We start from the raw sequence: 16,208 nt of genomic DNA on the forward strand, positions 1-16,208 counted from the left end.
AATTTCATTGAGCAGTTTGTTGATGTTAACTGTAATGGCATTACAGTTAACATCAATGTCTTAGGGTTTATATTCCGAAAGCTTCGCGTTCAGAGACACATTCGTATTCGGCCATTTCAAATTCACGACAAATCAGTGGCCGAACTTCATAAATCGAACACATCATCGTGTCTCGGTCTAGTGCTGCACACCAACCATCATCAAGTCGGCGCATGACTTCTCCGCCCCAATTATCTTTGGCTATATACACTTTAGGCACACCGGTTTCGGTTATTAACATCACTTCTAAACGGCAACAACAGGCTTGGCAATTTGAACAGGTCACAGCCGGTTGCTCTACAGAGTTTATTGTTGCGGGAGTCGATGATTTATCGGACGACTCAGGGAACATGGTAATGATATTGGTGGGCATTTAAGGGCTGCAGTTGAACATTTGGGCTAAGGATAGCGTAAATTTGTTCATGAAAGATAAATTTACTTCAAATAGAGGTGATATTTAATTTGTGATGACAACCAAATTACTCCAGTAGTCAGAATTTATATTTTATTTCAATAGTTTATTTGTTATATTTTTGAGGTGAAAAGGTTGAAAGTAATGGTGAAATCAGCTGTTTACTCATTTCATTAATAAGAATAACAAGTCAACAAGGAGTTGTTGTGTGAAAGGATATCGACGATTGCTGCAAAGCGCATTTTGCGTGGTTTTATGTTGCGTTTCAACATTGGGTTATTGCCTAACCGAACTGAGTAAAGATGAGGGATATATTCTTGTTGCTATGAAAATTGAGCAAGGTTACGTACCGAGTCATATTACGTTAGACAGTGAAGGATGGTTGTCGGACTTAAGGTTTGAAAAACTTAAGTCAAACTATAATTACTGGCTCGTAGTGGTAGATGCAGGCAGCTACACTTGGAATCGCGTGTACCTAGGAAAACAGACTTATATTGACTTAGCGGATCAGAAGTACGTGATTAATGTTGAGGCCGGGAAAATCAATTATGCAGGCCATCTTTCAATGTATACCGAGATGAATGGCAGCTTAAATTACTTGATTGGTGGTGCTAGGTTCTATTTTAATAACAAAGCCAGCCAAGCCCTGGAATACATGGAATCTAGCTATCCTGAAGTATTGGCTCAATATAATTTGAACTACACCGGCAAAGAAAAAGACCACTTTTTTGAATATGCTAAAGCAATTGAAGGGAATCAATTATGAAGCTGATTAAATGTATTCTTATTGCATTATCGTTTTTCTCGATGACCGTCGCAGCAAGCCTTGAAGACGACTTCTTCAGAAATCCAGATGTCGTTGCACCGAAGTTAAGTCCGCAGGGGCAACATTTACTATATAAAAAACTGGTCGATAACAATTATACAGTGATACTTGCTGGCACAGATTTTAGTTGGGATACCAAGGTGATTAGTTTTAGCCAGCAATCTAGAAGGTCCATTAGTGATTTTGGCTGGTTAGGTAAAGAGTATTTTAGTGTCACGACATTTGATCGCCATTCTGGTATCCAGTTATTGATTTACAAAGTTGATGCAGCCAATAGCGTCACTCAGGTTGCTTTACTAAAACAAACTTACTTATTTGATCCATTACTCGCGGTTGACGATATTTTTATCGCCCAGCGCTATAAAAATGGCAAAGCACATTTATTTACTATTAATGTAACTGATGATGCTTTTGAAGCGCAGTTTCGCAGTAAAAAGAGTATATCAATAGGCCCATTTCCTGAAGGAGCATGGTTACTTAATCCTTTTGGTGAACCTAACGTTAATTTTATTAGCAAAGGGGGCGTAACAGAGGTTCATGTTAAAAAAGCTGACAGTCGTAAGTGGCAACAAGTTTGGCGGCAAGATGATCAAACTAAATTTATACCAGTATGGTTTGATGATGCTAAAAATGAATTATTAGTGTTATCCGAACAGCAAAATGGTTATCAAAGCTTATCTCGATATGATGTTCAGTCTAAGACTTTTACTGGTGAAGTTTACAGTCTGCCAGGGCGTGATATTGTCGGCATTATTCAAAACCCTTACGACAGCAGCATCATAGGTTACACCTATATGCTCGGTGGAGTGTTAGTTCAAAATTATGACAATAAGTTGTCAACATATACTGGTACATCTGAGGGTAAAGGAGATAAAGAAGACAATTATGTTATTCACTTTGATCAAGATTACCAAAAAATAGTGACGATTAGCCAATCGATCGATTCACCTTCTGCTTATTATTTATTCGATGCCGAAACAGGTAAAAGCCAGCTTATAGGTGAAGAGCGACCTTGGTTAAATCAATACTCATTAGGCAAAAGTTTAGTGATTAAATCGACTTCTTCCGATGGTGTTGAAATTGAATCTTATTTAACGATGCCAAGCAATTCTGCCGCTAAAGACGTCCCCTTGCTTGTGATGCCTCATGGTGGACCGTTAGGTGTTAATGATACGAGACACTTTTCAGTTGATGTACATTATTTTGTTCAAAAAGGTTATGCAGTATTAACCCCAAATTATCGCGGATCATCAGGCTTTGGCAAAAAATTTCTTAATAGTGGCAAGCGTCAATGGGGCCGACTAATAGAAGATGACATTGAGTCTGCCGTTACCAAAGTCATTGCTCGAGATGATATTGACGGCCAAAAAGTGTGTCTGTTTGGGATCAGTTATGGTGGGTACTCTGCATTAATCAGTGCTATAAGACGACCAGATTTATATAAATGTGCCATCTCTTATGCCGGTGTGACAGACATACCATTACTGTTTTCTGATCATAATATTTCTGAAAAAGATGATTCTCGGCGAGTTTTGATCGATATTCTTGGTGACCCAAATGAATCTTGGGATACCTTAATTGAGTATTCACCGGTGTATAGAATGAATGAATTATCTATTCCAATTTTTATTGCTCAAGGCGGGAGGGACCGCGTAGTCGATTCGGAACATTATTTTCGATTGAAATATGTGTTAGATAAATTAGGCAAGTCGTATGAGTCTATGTTTTTTGAAAATGAAGTACATGGATTTAACTACATCATTACACAACAAGCGCTATACAATAGTATTGATAAATTCATGCAGAAAAGTTTTGCTCAAAGTGAAATCGCTTCATCCTTATAATCTTAAACAGTTAATCAAAGCCACTGTAATTCAGTGGCTTTGAGTGCCAGTTAATAGTATTAAACCCTATCTGGCTCTGTGAATGAAAAACTTACGAAAAAATAGATGTTTACAATTCAACCACTTTACCAGTTAGTGCAACGCCTGCAACAATATTGCCAGCACCGCACTGGAAAGTGTCATTGCTACTAGTAAGATTGTTTTTATAATTTGATTTGATTTCAACAACAGCATTACCGCCTTCTTTAATCGCTCGCTCTTTTAGCGCGATCATTGCCGATAGAAATACCCAATGGCAAGCTTCGATATCAGATTTATTAAAAGCATTAGTCTTTTTATTAGCACTGAATTCACCGATAATTTTTACTGGCTCAGAATAAGCTTGATCACCAAAATAAAAGGCTACATTGCTGCCAAGTTTATTTTTTGCGTGTTCTGTACTCAGCGCATCTGCTACCGAATAACTGCCGACATCGTCGCGGGCATAAGAAACAGAAGGGGCAATAGCGAGTGCCAGAGATAATGCGATGATTTTGTTTTTCGTACTATTGTTTTTCATACTAAGAAACATCCTTTTAATTGGTTTGGCTTTTACGGTGAAAATCCTTTGTGCGAAGCAAAATAACATTAACTCACTGATTTTACACCTATCAATGAGAAATATTCAATTTTTCGGCAGGTGATAAAGTTGGGTAGAAACCATAAGGTATTAGCAGATGCAATCAAGTGTGTTGATATATTTGGGGTAAAATAATGTCTATGCAGTGATAAACATTGCACAAACACAAACAGTGATGGGGTCATATTTGCTTGTTCATTAACATCGCAACTTCTAGAAAATGTGGTCAACATGTGAGTGAGTAAGCCTTAGCTCATCACTTTGCCATGGCTCACGCTTAATCAGCTTCATTAAGGGTAACGCTTCACTTCCCTGTGATGGCGAGACAAAATAACATGGCTATTGCTTTGTTTATCTTATATAGAAGCGGGGAGATCGGAGATAAATGAAGCCCATAAGTTCATCAGTACGATGGCCAATGTTAATGCTGATGTGCTGACGATAATGAATTTCCTTCGCTGTCATAAAATCCTGAAGCGCTGTGTTCAATAAAACCTAAGTTGATCATTTTTCTAAAAAACGGGTCAGATTCATTATCGCCAATATCAGCAAAGTCAGTAGATTGGTACGCAGAGAATGTATCTAGCTGTTGTTGAATCATTTTGTTGTCGTATGTTACTTCGGCTAATTGCCAATTTACGGCTTTATCTGCAGATTCAGTTTTATCTGACAATGTAGTACTAATGCGTTGTACTAGTTTTTTTGCTGGAAACCACCATATATCAACCGTTTTTGTATTTTTTTGTTGTTGATAATGTTCTAGTTTATCGCAACCTTGTCCAGTAGTTTCAATGAGTGTTGACTGCTTTTGAAATAATGGATGGAGTAATTGTGCATGATATTGCCATGCTTGATTAGATATCGTTTTGGTTGCTTCATATTCAATGGCGCGTTTGTCATCGATGAAGTATGAGGTTTTTTTCATGTGATTATGTGGCAGTGTGGTCCATTGTGTTGCGACTTGTTGATTGTTGATGTGAAATACAGAATTTTGGGCTCTTAATAATACCAGTTGGTTTTGTTTGTTTGATGCTGCATCGTGAGTCGTTTGTTCAATGTTATAGGTCGCCATGAAAGCAGTTGATTGGCAAGTGTCACTTGCTGATGCAAATAACGGGAAAGTGATAGCGGTTAGTAACAATAGAGTTTTCATGTGTTTTGTCTTATTGGCTGGTCAAGTATCAAGGCGCGAGCTAAAAGTTAAAGAATAGGGGCAAGCCCCTATTCTTTATTGATGACTTTTTACTTATTTATCTCACGTTCAGGTTATTTAGCTGACTTTACTGGGGGGTACCAGAAAGATTGCCAGCGTAGTCCATCACATGGAATATTAAGCTTTGCTCGTTAGTTCCTGTAATTAAGTGAGCGCCAGGTCCTACAGCAAAAACACCAACGTCTTCACCCGCATGCGTTTCACTATCGAGTGGCACTAGCGACTCTTGGTGGAACCCTGCAGTTGATGTATCAATATCGGTTAAGTCAACGCGGCCTGTTACTGCAGCAGCTGCATAACTGGCATCGGCATCGGTTTGTGTGCCTAAATCTCTAAAGCCAAGGCCGTTGGTATAACCTACTGTGGTATAAGGCATGTCGTCTGAGGCTAAACTTGGTTCAGTCGCACCAATACCAACCACTTTACCTAAGATTGGGTTACCGCGTTTAGGGTAGCCTGCAATGGTAAATACATGGCTGTGATCAGCAGTAACAATAATTAAGGTGTCTTCTTGGCTTGTTGCATCAACCGCGACTTGCACAGCCTTAGCAAACTCAATAGCGTCATTTAGCGCGTTATAAGCATTGCCGGCATGGTGAGCATGGTCAATTCGACCAGATTCAACCGTTAAGAAGAAACCTTTGTCGTTATTATCAAGCACCTTAATGGCAGTGGCGGTCATTTCTGACAAGCTAGGTTCACCGGCAATATCATTTTTACGGTCAGCTTCGTATTGCATGTGCGATTCGTTAAATAAACCAAATACCCGCGGTGTTGTTTCAGTGTCTATAGCATTAAATGAAGTCTGGTCAAATACATAAGCACTTGTTGCGTATTGAGCTTGCCATTCGGCGGTCAAGTCACGGCCATCAGTACGGTCACCTTCAATGGTACTGACTGCGTCATTGCTGTTATATGCTACATCTTTAGGTAAAAAATGACGGCGACCACCACCCATAACCACTTCAATACCATCAACATCTACACCGGCATATCGAGCTTCTAAGTTGGCTTCAAAATTGACTAACTGTAATGCAATATCTTCACAATTAGCGCGTTCAGGGTTGTTGGCAATGTCCATATCTGAGATATCTTCCCAATTACGATCTGCTGACTTTGCATAAGTTGCAGCAGGTGTCGCGTGGGTAATACGTGCGGTAGAGATAACACCCGTTGATTTACCTGCAATCTCAGCTAATTCTAAGGCAGTGATCATCTCAATACCTTTAGTGCTAGCACAATTGCCACGAACCACATCTTCGTCAACACCTAACACGCCAGCATCTGTTTTAACGCCCGACATCATCGCTGTCATTGTTCCTGCAGAATCTGGTGTTTGTGCATCAACGTTGTAGGTTTTTGCTAAACCAGAAAATGGAAACTTATCAAAGCTTAATTGGTTTTCTTCACCCATCATGCCTTTATTCTGACCATCTAAAATACGCGCTGCGGTTACCGTTGAAACACCCATACCGTCACCAACAAATAAAATCACATTTTTAGCTGAGCCTTTAAGTGCGGTTATTTCTGCTGCGGTAGATGCAGTTGCAATCGATACGTTGGCATTGTTTGCTAATTGGCTATCAATTTTATTCCAAACATCGTCTGCCGTTTCTATTTCGGCAGCGCCTTGTTTAAACCATGAGTTATTTAAACTGCTTAGCAGTTCGGTATCGTTTACTGCCGTCGCAGCAGGTGAACATACATATTGAGTTGATGTTATTTCAGACGCATCTAAAACGGTATCAGCATTTGCATCGATACCCGAGTCGATTTGCACACCACCATTGAGACAATTTGCATTACCTACCGCTAAGGGGGTTTGGGTAATTAATGCATTGGTTCCGTTAGTACCATTAGTACCATTAGTACCATTTGAGCCATCAGATCCATTGATGCCGTTAGTTCCATCGGTGCCATTGTCACCGTTATCGCCACAAGCTGATAATGCCAAAACCAAAGAAACTGTTAATGTTGATAATATAAATTTATTCATCATAAAAACCTTATAGGGTCTATTGACCAACTAAACCAAGAGCACGATTGATTAAATGGAATACAACGCTTTGTTCAACTGTACCTTGAACTAAGTGCGCACCTGGGCCTGATGTATGAATAGCCACATCTTCTCCCGCGTGAGTTTCGCTATCTAATGGCACCGTCACTTCTTGGTGATAACCAGAGGTTGTTGTATCGATTGCGGTGATGTCTTGACGGCCAGCGACAGCTGCAGCAGCATAAGATGCATCGCCATCTGTTTCAGCCCCTAAGTCTCTGAAACCAAGTCCATTGCTATACCCTAATGTGGTGTAAGGATTACCAGCTGAATCTTCGCTAGGCTCAGTCGCACCAATACCAACCACTTTACCCAAAATAGGATTACCACGTTTTGGATAGCCTGCAATGGTAAATACATGGCTGTGATCAGCCGTGACAATGATTAGTGTTTCTTCATCATTTGTTGCGTCTAATGCCGCTTGAACAGCATTTGAAAATTCAATGGCATCATTAAGCGCTGTGCTTGCACTGCCAGCATGGTGGCCATGGTCAATTCGTCCAGACTCAACCGTTAAGAAGTAACCTTTTGGATTGTTATCAAGTATTTTAATGGCTTTTTCTGTCATTTGAGACAGGCTGGGTTCGCCTGCAATATCATTGGCTCGGTCAGCTTCGTATTGCATATGCGATTCATTGAATAAAGCAAAAACACGTTCAGTGGATTCTGTATCAATGGCATCAAATCCAGTTTGGTCAATAACGTATTGACCATTTGGATACATAGCACTCCATTCTGCGGTCAAATCGCGGCCATCGGTACGGTCGCCTTCAATAGCGCTAACGGCATCGACACTATTAAATGCGGCATCTTTAGGTAAAAAATGACGACGACCACCGCCCATCACAACATCAATGCCGTCTACATCAACACCGGTGTAACGTTGTTCTAGATTTTTTTCAAAGTTAACCAGTTGTGATGCGATATCTTCGCAATCTGCACGTTCAGCATTATTGTCAATATCCATGTCTGAGATATCTTCCCAGTTACGGTCTGCTGATTTTGCATAAGTGGCGGCTGGCGTTGCGTGAGTAATACGTGCGGTTGATAGCACACCCGTCGATAAGCCTTTTATTTCGGCTAACTCTAAGGCGGTTACTACTTCATTGCCTTTGACTGAGGCACAAGTACCACGAACGACGTCTTCATCAACACCCAGAACCCCGGCGTCTGATTTTAAGCCGCTCATCATGGCTGTCATGGTGCCTGCTGAATCTGGTGTTTGTGCATCTACATTGTAAGTTTTAACCAGAGCTGAATAAGGAAATGTTTCAAAGCTTAAGTAACCTTCTTCACCAGAATTACCGGCTAATTGGCCTTTTAAAATCCGAGCTGCGGTAAGTGTGGAAATCCCCATGCCATCGCCAACAAACAAGATGACATTTTTTGCCCTTGTTGATCTTGATTGTTGTAATTTTTCTGTGATGGTTGCTTGGCCGTCTTTATACCAAGCATTATTGAGTTGTGTGTCAGTCGTTGTCGCTGCGGTTGCAGAACCTGCGTATGTTGCCGAAGACAATATACTAGCGATAACCACTGATAAGCCTTGTTTGAGCATATTCATATTACCTATGTTGTAGTTAAGTTATTTGAGAACCTGGCCATAACATAGAGGTTTACAATGAACGTTAAGTAACACTGCGATTACAATTTGATTACAAGAGCGTTTGGGTTTTATGTGTATATAATCAAGCTGCTGATTTTATTGTTATTTAATAATGATCTCTGTATTGGTGTTATTACCGAATAATAAGTTTGTTTGGTCGCTATACTACTCAATGTTCGGAATGTAATTAATAGCAACACTATGATTAAATTATATTTTATGAGTAAATAATTATAAATCCTACCGTAATCTGAGTTGAAAGAGGTTAAGTTGATTAGCTATAACAGAGGGGCATCGTTGTACTCCTACCTTGCTCGTGTGTTTATTGACTCAATCAATCGCAGCCCTACCTTATGGCAGAATAGTTGAGTAAGATGTTATTAATTAAAACTATTAAATCAGGACTGTTTGTATGGGGGAAGTTATGAGTAAAGAGATGAGTGAAGCAAATAGTGAAGTAAACAGTGACAAAATGAGTGAGTCTGCTTTAAACGCATTGAAAATCGCGTTTACCTACATGCCTAAATCAATTGAAGTGACTAAATATGAGTATGGCGACAGCTACCAAAAAATATTAGATCACATAGAAACCGTTAGGGAAATATTACTGATTAATGATGTTGATCCTGAAGAAGTTTATGGTGAAGTTAACCCTGAGAGTACGCCCAACTCAACCTATTGATTGAGTGAGTGTAGTGAATGTCTGTTAGGGCGTGATAAAAATGGATCACTTGCCTTTTTAAAACCTCATGGCCAGTAAACGGCTCTTGTTGCAAAGATATGCTTTTATATGTTTAATCCACCATGCCGACGTTTTTATTTGACGCTGCTACAGCGTCATTTTTACCTGAATTTTATGTTAATCAATACACTGTTAACAAGTAACATTTGGCGAGCATTCGTTACTCACTATTTTAGCTATGAATACTTAGCCAGTTGCTGTGGTGTAGGTTTTATGGAGTAAGTATGTTTTTAAAAAATGATGTAGAAAAACTTGAAGAGGGCTATATGCTAGCCAAACAGGCATTACCTGATATTGATAGATCTAGTGGTTATCCCAACTATCCAGCAGTTATCTCTAAATTTATGAGGGCTCTTTGTTGCCCTCCATGGGGGAAAATTGATTACGATCCTCGACAAATAAAGAATATTATGTCCAACATAACCACAGCATCTGCTGATGATCTGTGTAATGTATTAATGGATGTTAATAGGGTTGAACGTTTTGGTGATGGTCAATGGGCTGTTATTTTGGAAGGAGATCTTTTTCCTTTAGTTATCTCCCGTGCATATGAACTGACAAAAACCTAAGAATCAATAAACAAGGACAAAAACAGTTGGTTTGGATTTATGTTGTTAACTCATATAATACTAACTATTAAAATGCAGGAAATTTGCTTTAGCCATTTTTGGAAAACTGTTAAATACTAAAATCTGTGGCTGAAACTGCAGTGAATGTTGGAATTAAACGCATATAACGGTGCGTTATATTACTAAGGAAAGTATAAATGATCGCATTTAAAATCTTGTTGTTAATTGGCTTGATGCAACTTTTACTCAAAACGGAACGTCCAGGCTTGTGTGCTGGTATTTATGCCGCAATTGTTTTCATTTTCAGCTTAATAGTTGATGTTAGTTTTATCGATGTAATAATTGGTACGGCAGTTTCAGGCGTGTTAGCATTTATTTATTTTTGGTTACTCGATCGCTTCAGAGACACATTTACTTTCTGGATAATATTTGTAGTGGGGCTTGTTCTAGGTGTTATTTAGGTTCACTCGTAATCGTGAGATAACAATTGTATTTAATAAGTCTACAAGATGTTTGGCTTTGCTCTGTTATTACAATCTTTAGTTAAATGTTATAGTGCTTGATAATTATTGCATTATGTACAAGGATGTCATGTTTTTAAATTGAAAAAATAGTATTCATACTGGTATTAGTCAACGCCATTCATATCAATAACATGGCCATGATTATAATCCCTTATCATTAACAAAATATGATCCCGGCCAAGCTCGAATGTTATCATTGAATTTTTACTGATTCATGTGTAAATATACATATTTTAAATTTTACCACCACTTAAAAATTTTAGAAGGATATATTCACATGTGCATAAAACATAAGTTACTTATAATGCGAAATATCTACTTGTCGGCCTTTGTATTGCTGGTTTATACAAATCACTTATATGCTAATGAACCTAGTGAGTTAGGTTTTTTGTATAAGCAAGTCATCGATGCGCCAAAAAATAAATCATATAATGATGCAATCAGTAAAGTCATTGAAGTGAAAGATAAATATAAAGGCGACCTACAAAGCCAGTTTGCCATAAATCAGCCGTTAACAACGTTATATTCATATGTAGGACAGTATGAAAAGGCAATTAGTTTTCCTACTGATGATCCACTTATTACCGAAGATCTTATTGAAAGCCTTGTTCCAATATCGGCAGTAGACAAAATACTAACAATGTCCAAAGAAACTCAAATTGTCATGATAAATGAGGCGCACCACATCGCTCTTCATCGTACTTTAACAAAATCTTTACTGCAAAAGCTATGGAGTAGTGGGTATCGTTACTTAGCAATTGAAACTCTATCAAAGAGAGATGTTGACATCAATATTCGAGGGTATGCTATCGAACGCTCTGGCACATATTCTAACGAACCCGTATATGCCGAAATGATCAGAACAGCTAAAAAACTTGGTTATCAAATTATAACGTATGATGATTCTTCGGGTAATGAAAGAGAGAAGGTAGCAGCTAAAAAAATATATAACGCGTCATTTTCTATTAATAAAAATGCCAAAGTTATAATTCATTGCGGCTATAGTCATATTTTAGAAAAAAATCTTAAAGACAAAAGAATCTGGCTAGCAAACGAATTGGCTAATCTTACCGGTGTCAATCCGCTTACCATTAGTCAAACTAATTTAATGGAATCGAAAACGTTAGAATTTGAAAATCCGATTTATAATAAAATTTTAAACAAATTTAACCCGATAAATCCAACCATTTTAACTGATAATTTGGGGGCCGTATGGTCAACCATGCCAGGGCAGCACGATGTTGATGTCATTTGGCCGAGAACGACATACACCAATACTCGACCAGATTGGTATATTAAAAATTACGACTTAATCTCATTTGAAGGCAAATGGTGTAGAGATAAATATCCATGCATTATTGAAATCAGAAGGGAAAATGAATTGAACGCTGTACCATTTGATCGACTACGTATTGAGCAGAAGCCAAACGAAAAAATCGTACTGCGTTTACCTTCTCATGAATCTATTATATTTGGTTTCAATGAACACGGAGAACAAGTTTTTAAAGGACCAACAAAAAATCATTAGTAACGGTAGATGTGATCATAAACGAAAAAAATAATATGACTATCTTAACTGAATGAACATTGGGCACTCCACTACGCTTTAATTGCTCATGCTAAAAATGAAGATGGCTAGATAAAGACAAACTATTGTCAGCTTAGTATCATAAAAATGGATGGCTGATTAATTGTATCAATTGTTCAAACTGCCTGATGGTTTAGGTCGAATGCTTGCAAGTGCCCCATCTAAAATAACTTCAACGGATTTTTTATAAAATGAAATATATCCTAAAAATGTTAAGTGTTACTTTTTTGTTTTTAATTTTTACTCTGGGCTGTATACCTAAGTCTTCAGCAAATAAAGATGAAATTAATGGCAAATGGCAATTAACCAAAGTGCAGTACGAAGATGATAGTTCTAACTTTTTAGACGGTGGTAATGTTGTCGTCATTGAAGATACTAGAATAATCGAAATTTTCTCAAATCAAAGTCGTAAAGCTTATAGTTATTATAGGGATAATAATATCCTTTATGTGACTTCAGGTGATGAAATTATTGAATGGAAAATACAATCATTAGATAGTTTGAATTTGCATCTAAAAACCCCAATAGGTGTTTATATATTAAAGCGCTAGAGGCTATGTTGTAGTGGTCAACTACTTTTGAGCAATATGTTGAGTTTAGCGCCTGAATAGGTTCAACACCTTAAACCTCAGACTGTACAAGCATCCAGATATAAATCAAATCTACTATAAATGCTGAGCAATCAAAAAAACTATGCTCATTTTTGAGAGATTATATTCTAAATAGACTAAACATCTCAGCTGAAAACTGGCTAAAAATCACAATTGAGTTTGGATCATTATTCAAATGTGTTGTCAGTGCATTACCTGTCTTAACAGAATACTGTGAGCATCTAGAGCGAAACAACTACAAGGTGCATCAAACTGCCAGCGCTAGTTGTGTACTTAAGGTTTAACTTCTAAACTAAAAATAAAACCATCTCTTAGCATCTAATTAAGGATGACTACCATCTTTACTGACGCATGCAATAATAACCACTTTTTGGGGCTTTCCTTGGCTAAGTAAGATAGGCCGCGCGAAGTCGCGTCCTATCTCAAGTGTTGCACAAGCCTAAAACCTCAGCTGTTTCGCCCTATTAACTATATCATCATAAAAATGAATAGCAGGTTTTCATCTCCTGATGACTTAATACTGAACGGCTCACGTATCTTTGGTCAAGTTGTTAAGGCGTTTTCCGTCGATGGGCTCAAAAAATATGGCCTATCTGAACAGGTTCCAGATAATGGTATTGTCTGCACCTAGACTCCACAGCAGCACAACGGCGGCCAGTAAAACCTCTAGAACTAATACACCAATGGCTAGCGTTGTGCTTGATATAATAAAACCTTGTTGATTGCTGATGCCTAAAAAGCTTGGTGTACCGCTATAGAGTAAATAGCCGGTATAACAGATGCCCATAATACAGGCGAGTGTGCACAACCAAATCATAGGGTATATAGCAAACAAGCCACTTAAAAACATCGGTGTAGCCATGTAACCAGCAAAGACAATACATTCATTTCTGCTTGGGCAGTTAGGGTATTTACGTGCCAACCAATGGATCAAACTACCGACTATTGTCACTGCCGTTAAAATTAACGCATAAAATAAAATCCCCAGGCCTAAACCACTCTCCATTGAGACCTTGATTGTGTCTTCACCACCAAAAGTCCAACCAAATTGTGTGGTACCAATAAAGGTACTGACCACTGGAATCGCCGCCAACCACAGTACATGATTTTTGTACAAATGACTGACTGTTTCATGTCCATTACTTATGTCGCGCCATTCTTTATCAGGATGATGTACAAGTCCCCAAACGTGATTAATCATGCTTCCTCCTCGCTTATTCAAGCGACAGTTTTTTATAAAACCTAAGGTTACTGGCACACGACTGTGTGTCTTAGATATCAGTATAGGAGGTAAGCGGATATTTGCTTTGTGCGGCGGTATTTTGTTATCCGGTAGTGAGTGGCAACTACAGTTAGAGTGTACTGCTCAACTATCATAAAAATGGCTGGCTTGGTTTCTTTTCTCAACGCGGAGTAATATTTATTACCCGTTATATATTTAATCTAATAATTTAAAGACCAAACCAGTTATTGCGATGATCCCAATTACTGAGTCCTAAATAGTGATCGATTAGCGCTCGACTAACGTATTGACGCTGTTAATTTTTTATTAGAGATCTATTATGTGGTTTAGTTCAAAAATTAGTAGGAAAGCGCTGGCATTGCAGCTAGTTACCACGCATCAGTCAGCTGCTGTTGTGGTCGATGCTCAGCAGAATATTATTGCCGTTAATGATGCTTTTAACCAATTAAGCCAGCGCTTAAAACAAGCTGGTCATAATCAAACCTTTAATTTGTTACTTACTCGTTATGACAGTAGTAGCAAAACTATTCGCTGTGATGAAAACTTACACATTAGTCAGCAAGTTATCTCACTCACTTATAAAAACTTAGAGTCTTGCTCACTTTATACGTTTGATGCTGTATTAACACCGTTATTAAATGAAAGTGTGTGGCAAGAGTTATTAGCTTTTAGTGGCAAGGCCTATGTTGTATTTGATAACAATGAAAAGTTAGTAACAGCTAATCTGGATCCCGTAAACACTGATTTTATTTATTTAAATCAAGCAGATATAAATTTACAGAAAACGTTACAAAACGGGCTTAACAGTAAAGATCAACTACTTTGTTTATCTGAGCAAGATAAGGTCTATTTTCGTGTGGCGCGCCACAAAATTGATTCTGGTAATCAAAAACTTATAGTCTATGTATTATCCCATCAAGAGCAAAACCAGCATATAAAGCAATTCGAAATGTTATCAAAGGTGGTAAGTAATACTAGCACTAGTGTATTGATCACTGATAAATATGGTTTAGTCGAATATGTAAACCCGGGTTTTGAAAAACTGTCAGGCTTGACCCTTGCAGAGGTTAAGGGAAAAAAGCCCGGTATACTTTTGCAACGTGAACAAACCGACAAAGAGACGATTAAGCGCATATCTCAAAAGCTCAAAGCAAAACAAGCCTTCTATGAGGAGATATTGAATTTTGATAAACATGGGGTGCCATATTGGATTGTATTGGCAGTAAATCCGATTTTTAATGAAAAAGGTGAGCACACAGGCTTTGTTGGTGTGAGCTCTGATGTGCGTGAAATCAAACGTATTGTGTTAGAACAGATTAATCAAAGAGATGCAATAAGCAGTCATTCGGCTGTGTTAGAGTTTAACCAAAGTGGTCAGTTTATTTCAGCTAATGACTATACTAAAAAGCAGTTAAATTTACACGACGATGTAAAAATGCAAACTGTAGTGGGAAATTTAAAAGACCACTTAGACCATTCTCGTACGCAGATGATCCAACGAGGCGAACCGACAGCAGTCATGATGAAACTGATTCATCAAGGCACTGAAGTGATTTTAGATTGTGTTATTTCTTCAATTACGGATTTGAATGGAAATATTTCTAAGTATATTGTTTTTGGCAGTAATGTTTCTTCTCGTAATAAGTTAGTGACCGAAACGCACAATGCGATGTCTACTGTGTTGAGTAAAATTCAAAATACGGTAACGACTATTAATGCGGTCGCCGATCAAACAAACCTATTAGCCCTCAATGCAGCCATCGAAGCAGCAAGAGCGGGTGAAGCCGGACGTGGATTTGCCGTTGTTGCGGACGAAGTTCGTAATCTTGCGAAAACGTCAAATGACGCCGCGGTTCAAATTGGCCTACTCATCAATGAAACTCAATCTCATGTTGATGAGTTAGCTTCTTTTTTAAGTGAATAAGTTGAGCTCAATTCGCTCTAGTTGCCTATAATTTGTTCAAAAGACTTATAATAGAAGCCCACTTTAATGAGTGGGCTTGGAATGAGTTGGCTTATGCGTTTCTTGAATGAGCCGCTTGCCCCAATGGCCAATAAATAAGATAAGTGCACTGGCAGATTTTACTCGTTCCCGACTAATTTGTGGGAGGGCAGATTTACCTATTCCTTTATAAAAAACCAAGCGTTATTAGATGAAGCGGCAGGGTGGGCTTTATGGCTTATGTCGAGATCTATTCACTAACAGAAAGGCACATCCGGCTCAAGATGACTACCATAGTAGAAATATCTTATTACACCTGTATTTAACGCCGAATTAACTCAGCGATAAAAGGTAAACAACCAGCAGGCTTATTG

The 16,208-nt window shown here is 38.3% G+C and carries 14 protein-coding genes; 8 read left to right on the forward strand and 6 right to left on the reverse strand.

The annotated features are described in order from the left end of the window. Positions 1-67: 67 nt before the first annotated feature. Entirely contained in the window at positions 68-391 is a 324-nt protein-coding gene (locus GUY17_RS07340; RefSeq protein WP_101088210.1) for a YkgJ family cysteine cluster protein, read from the reverse strand. 268 nt (positions 392-659) lie between these two features. Here GUY17_RS07340 and GUY17_RS07345 point away from each other — a divergent pair, with 268 nt between their 5' ends. After that, entirely contained in the window at positions 660-1,217 is a 558-nt protein-coding gene (locus GUY17_RS07345) for a hypothetical protein (RefSeq protein ID WP_101087932.1), read from the forward strand. Then, complete coding sequence (locus GUY17_RS07350; protein WP_162022745.1) at positions 1,214-3,121, forward strand: S9 family peptidase; 1,908 nt, start codon at positions 1,214-1,216, stop codon at positions 3,119-3,121. Before GUY17_RS07345 ends, GUY17_RS07350 begins: the two co-directional genes overlap by 4 nt. 109 nt (positions 3,122-3,230) lie before the next feature. On the opposite strand, the gene GUY17_RS07355 is transcribed toward GUY17_RS07350, so the two are convergent. The 4 genes from GUY17_RS07355 to GUY17_RS07370 all read right to left on the reverse strand — a co-directional run bounded on the left by GUY17_RS07355 (position 3,231) and on the right by GUY17_RS07370 (position 8,573). After that, the gene (locus GUY17_RS07355; RefSeq protein ID WP_101087936.1) at positions 3,231-3,680 is read right to left on the reverse strand and encodes an excinuclease; all 450 of its coding nucleotides are present in this window, start codon (positions 3,678-3,680) and stop codon (positions 3,231-3,233) included. Positions 3,681-4,161: 481 nt separating this feature from the next. Continuing rightward, a complete protein-coding gene (locus GUY17_RS07360; protein WP_162021952.1) occupies positions 4,162-4,893 on the reverse strand; it encodes a hypothetical protein in 732 nt (243 codons plus the stop codon). Positions 4,894-5,020: 127 nt separating this feature from the next. Continuing rightward, a complete protein-coding gene (locus GUY17_RS07365; RefSeq protein ID WP_162022746.1) occupies positions 5,021-6,952 on the reverse strand; it encodes an alkaline phosphatase in 1,932 nt (643 codons plus the stop codon). A 16-nt stretch (positions 6,953-6,968) separates the two neighbouring features. Beyond that, on the reverse strand, positions 6,969-8,573 hold the full coding sequence (locus GUY17_RS07370; RefSeq protein WP_101087940.1) for an alkaline phosphatase: 1,605 nt from the start codon (positions 8,571-8,573) through the stop codon (positions 6,969-6,971). A gap of 466 nt (positions 8,574-9,039) precedes the next feature. On the opposite strand from GUY17_RS07370, the gene GUY17_RS07375 reads away from it, so the two are divergent. The 5 genes from GUY17_RS07375 (at position 9,040) to GUY17_RS07395 (ending at position 12,589) form a co-directional block, all read left to right on the forward strand. Further along, positions 9,040-9,297: a penicillin-binding protein gene (locus GUY17_RS07375; RefSeq protein WP_254439883.1), complete on the forward strand. Its 258-nt coding sequence runs from the start codon at positions 9,040-9,042 to the stop codon at positions 9,295-9,297. A gap of 284 nt (positions 9,298-9,581) precedes the next feature. Further along, complete coding sequence (locus tag GUY17_RS07380) at positions 9,582-9,926, forward strand: hypothetical protein (protein WP_162022747.1); 345 nt, start codon at positions 9,582-9,584, stop codon at positions 9,924-9,926. 197 nt (positions 9,927-10,123) lie between these two features. Further along, positions 10,124-10,387, forward strand: a complete 264-nt coding sequence (locus GUY17_RS07385; RefSeq protein ID WP_162022748.1) for a hypothetical protein — start codon at positions 10,124-10,126, stop codon at positions 10,385-10,387. A gap of 340 nt (positions 10,388-10,727) precedes the next feature. Next, the gene (locus tag GUY17_RS07390; protein WP_162022749.1) at positions 10,728-11,978 is read left to right on the forward strand and encodes a hypothetical protein; all 1,251 of its coding nucleotides are present in this window, start codon (positions 10,728-10,730) and stop codon (positions 11,976-11,978) included. A 251-nt stretch (positions 11,979-12,229) separates the two neighbouring features. Next, complete coding sequence (locus tag GUY17_RS07395; RefSeq protein WP_162022750.1) at positions 12,230-12,589, forward strand: lipocalin family protein; 360 nt, start codon at positions 12,230-12,232, stop codon at positions 12,587-12,589. Between the two features lie 649 nt (positions 12,590-13,238). Here GUY17_RS07395 and GUY17_RS07400 read toward each other — a convergent pair. After that, positions 13,239-13,850, reverse strand: coding sequence for a Yip1 family protein (locus GUY17_RS07400; protein ID WP_162022751.1), 612 nt, complete (start codon positions 13,848-13,850; stop codon positions 13,239-13,241). Positions 13,851-14,250: 400 nt separating this feature from the next. Between GUY17_RS07400 and GUY17_RS07405 the strand changes: the two genes are divergently transcribed. After that, entirely contained in the window at positions 14,251-15,816 is a 1,566-nt protein-coding gene (locus GUY17_RS07405) for a methyl-accepting chemotaxis protein (RefSeq protein WP_302476624.1), read from the forward strand. The last annotated feature ends 392 nt before the right edge of the window (positions 15,817-16,208 follow it).

Origin of the sequence: Shewanella sp. Arc9-LZ (assembly GCF_010092445.1) — a bacterium.
Classification (GTDB): Bacteria; Pseudomonadota; Gammaproteobacteria; order Enterobacterales; family Shewanellaceae; genus Shewanella.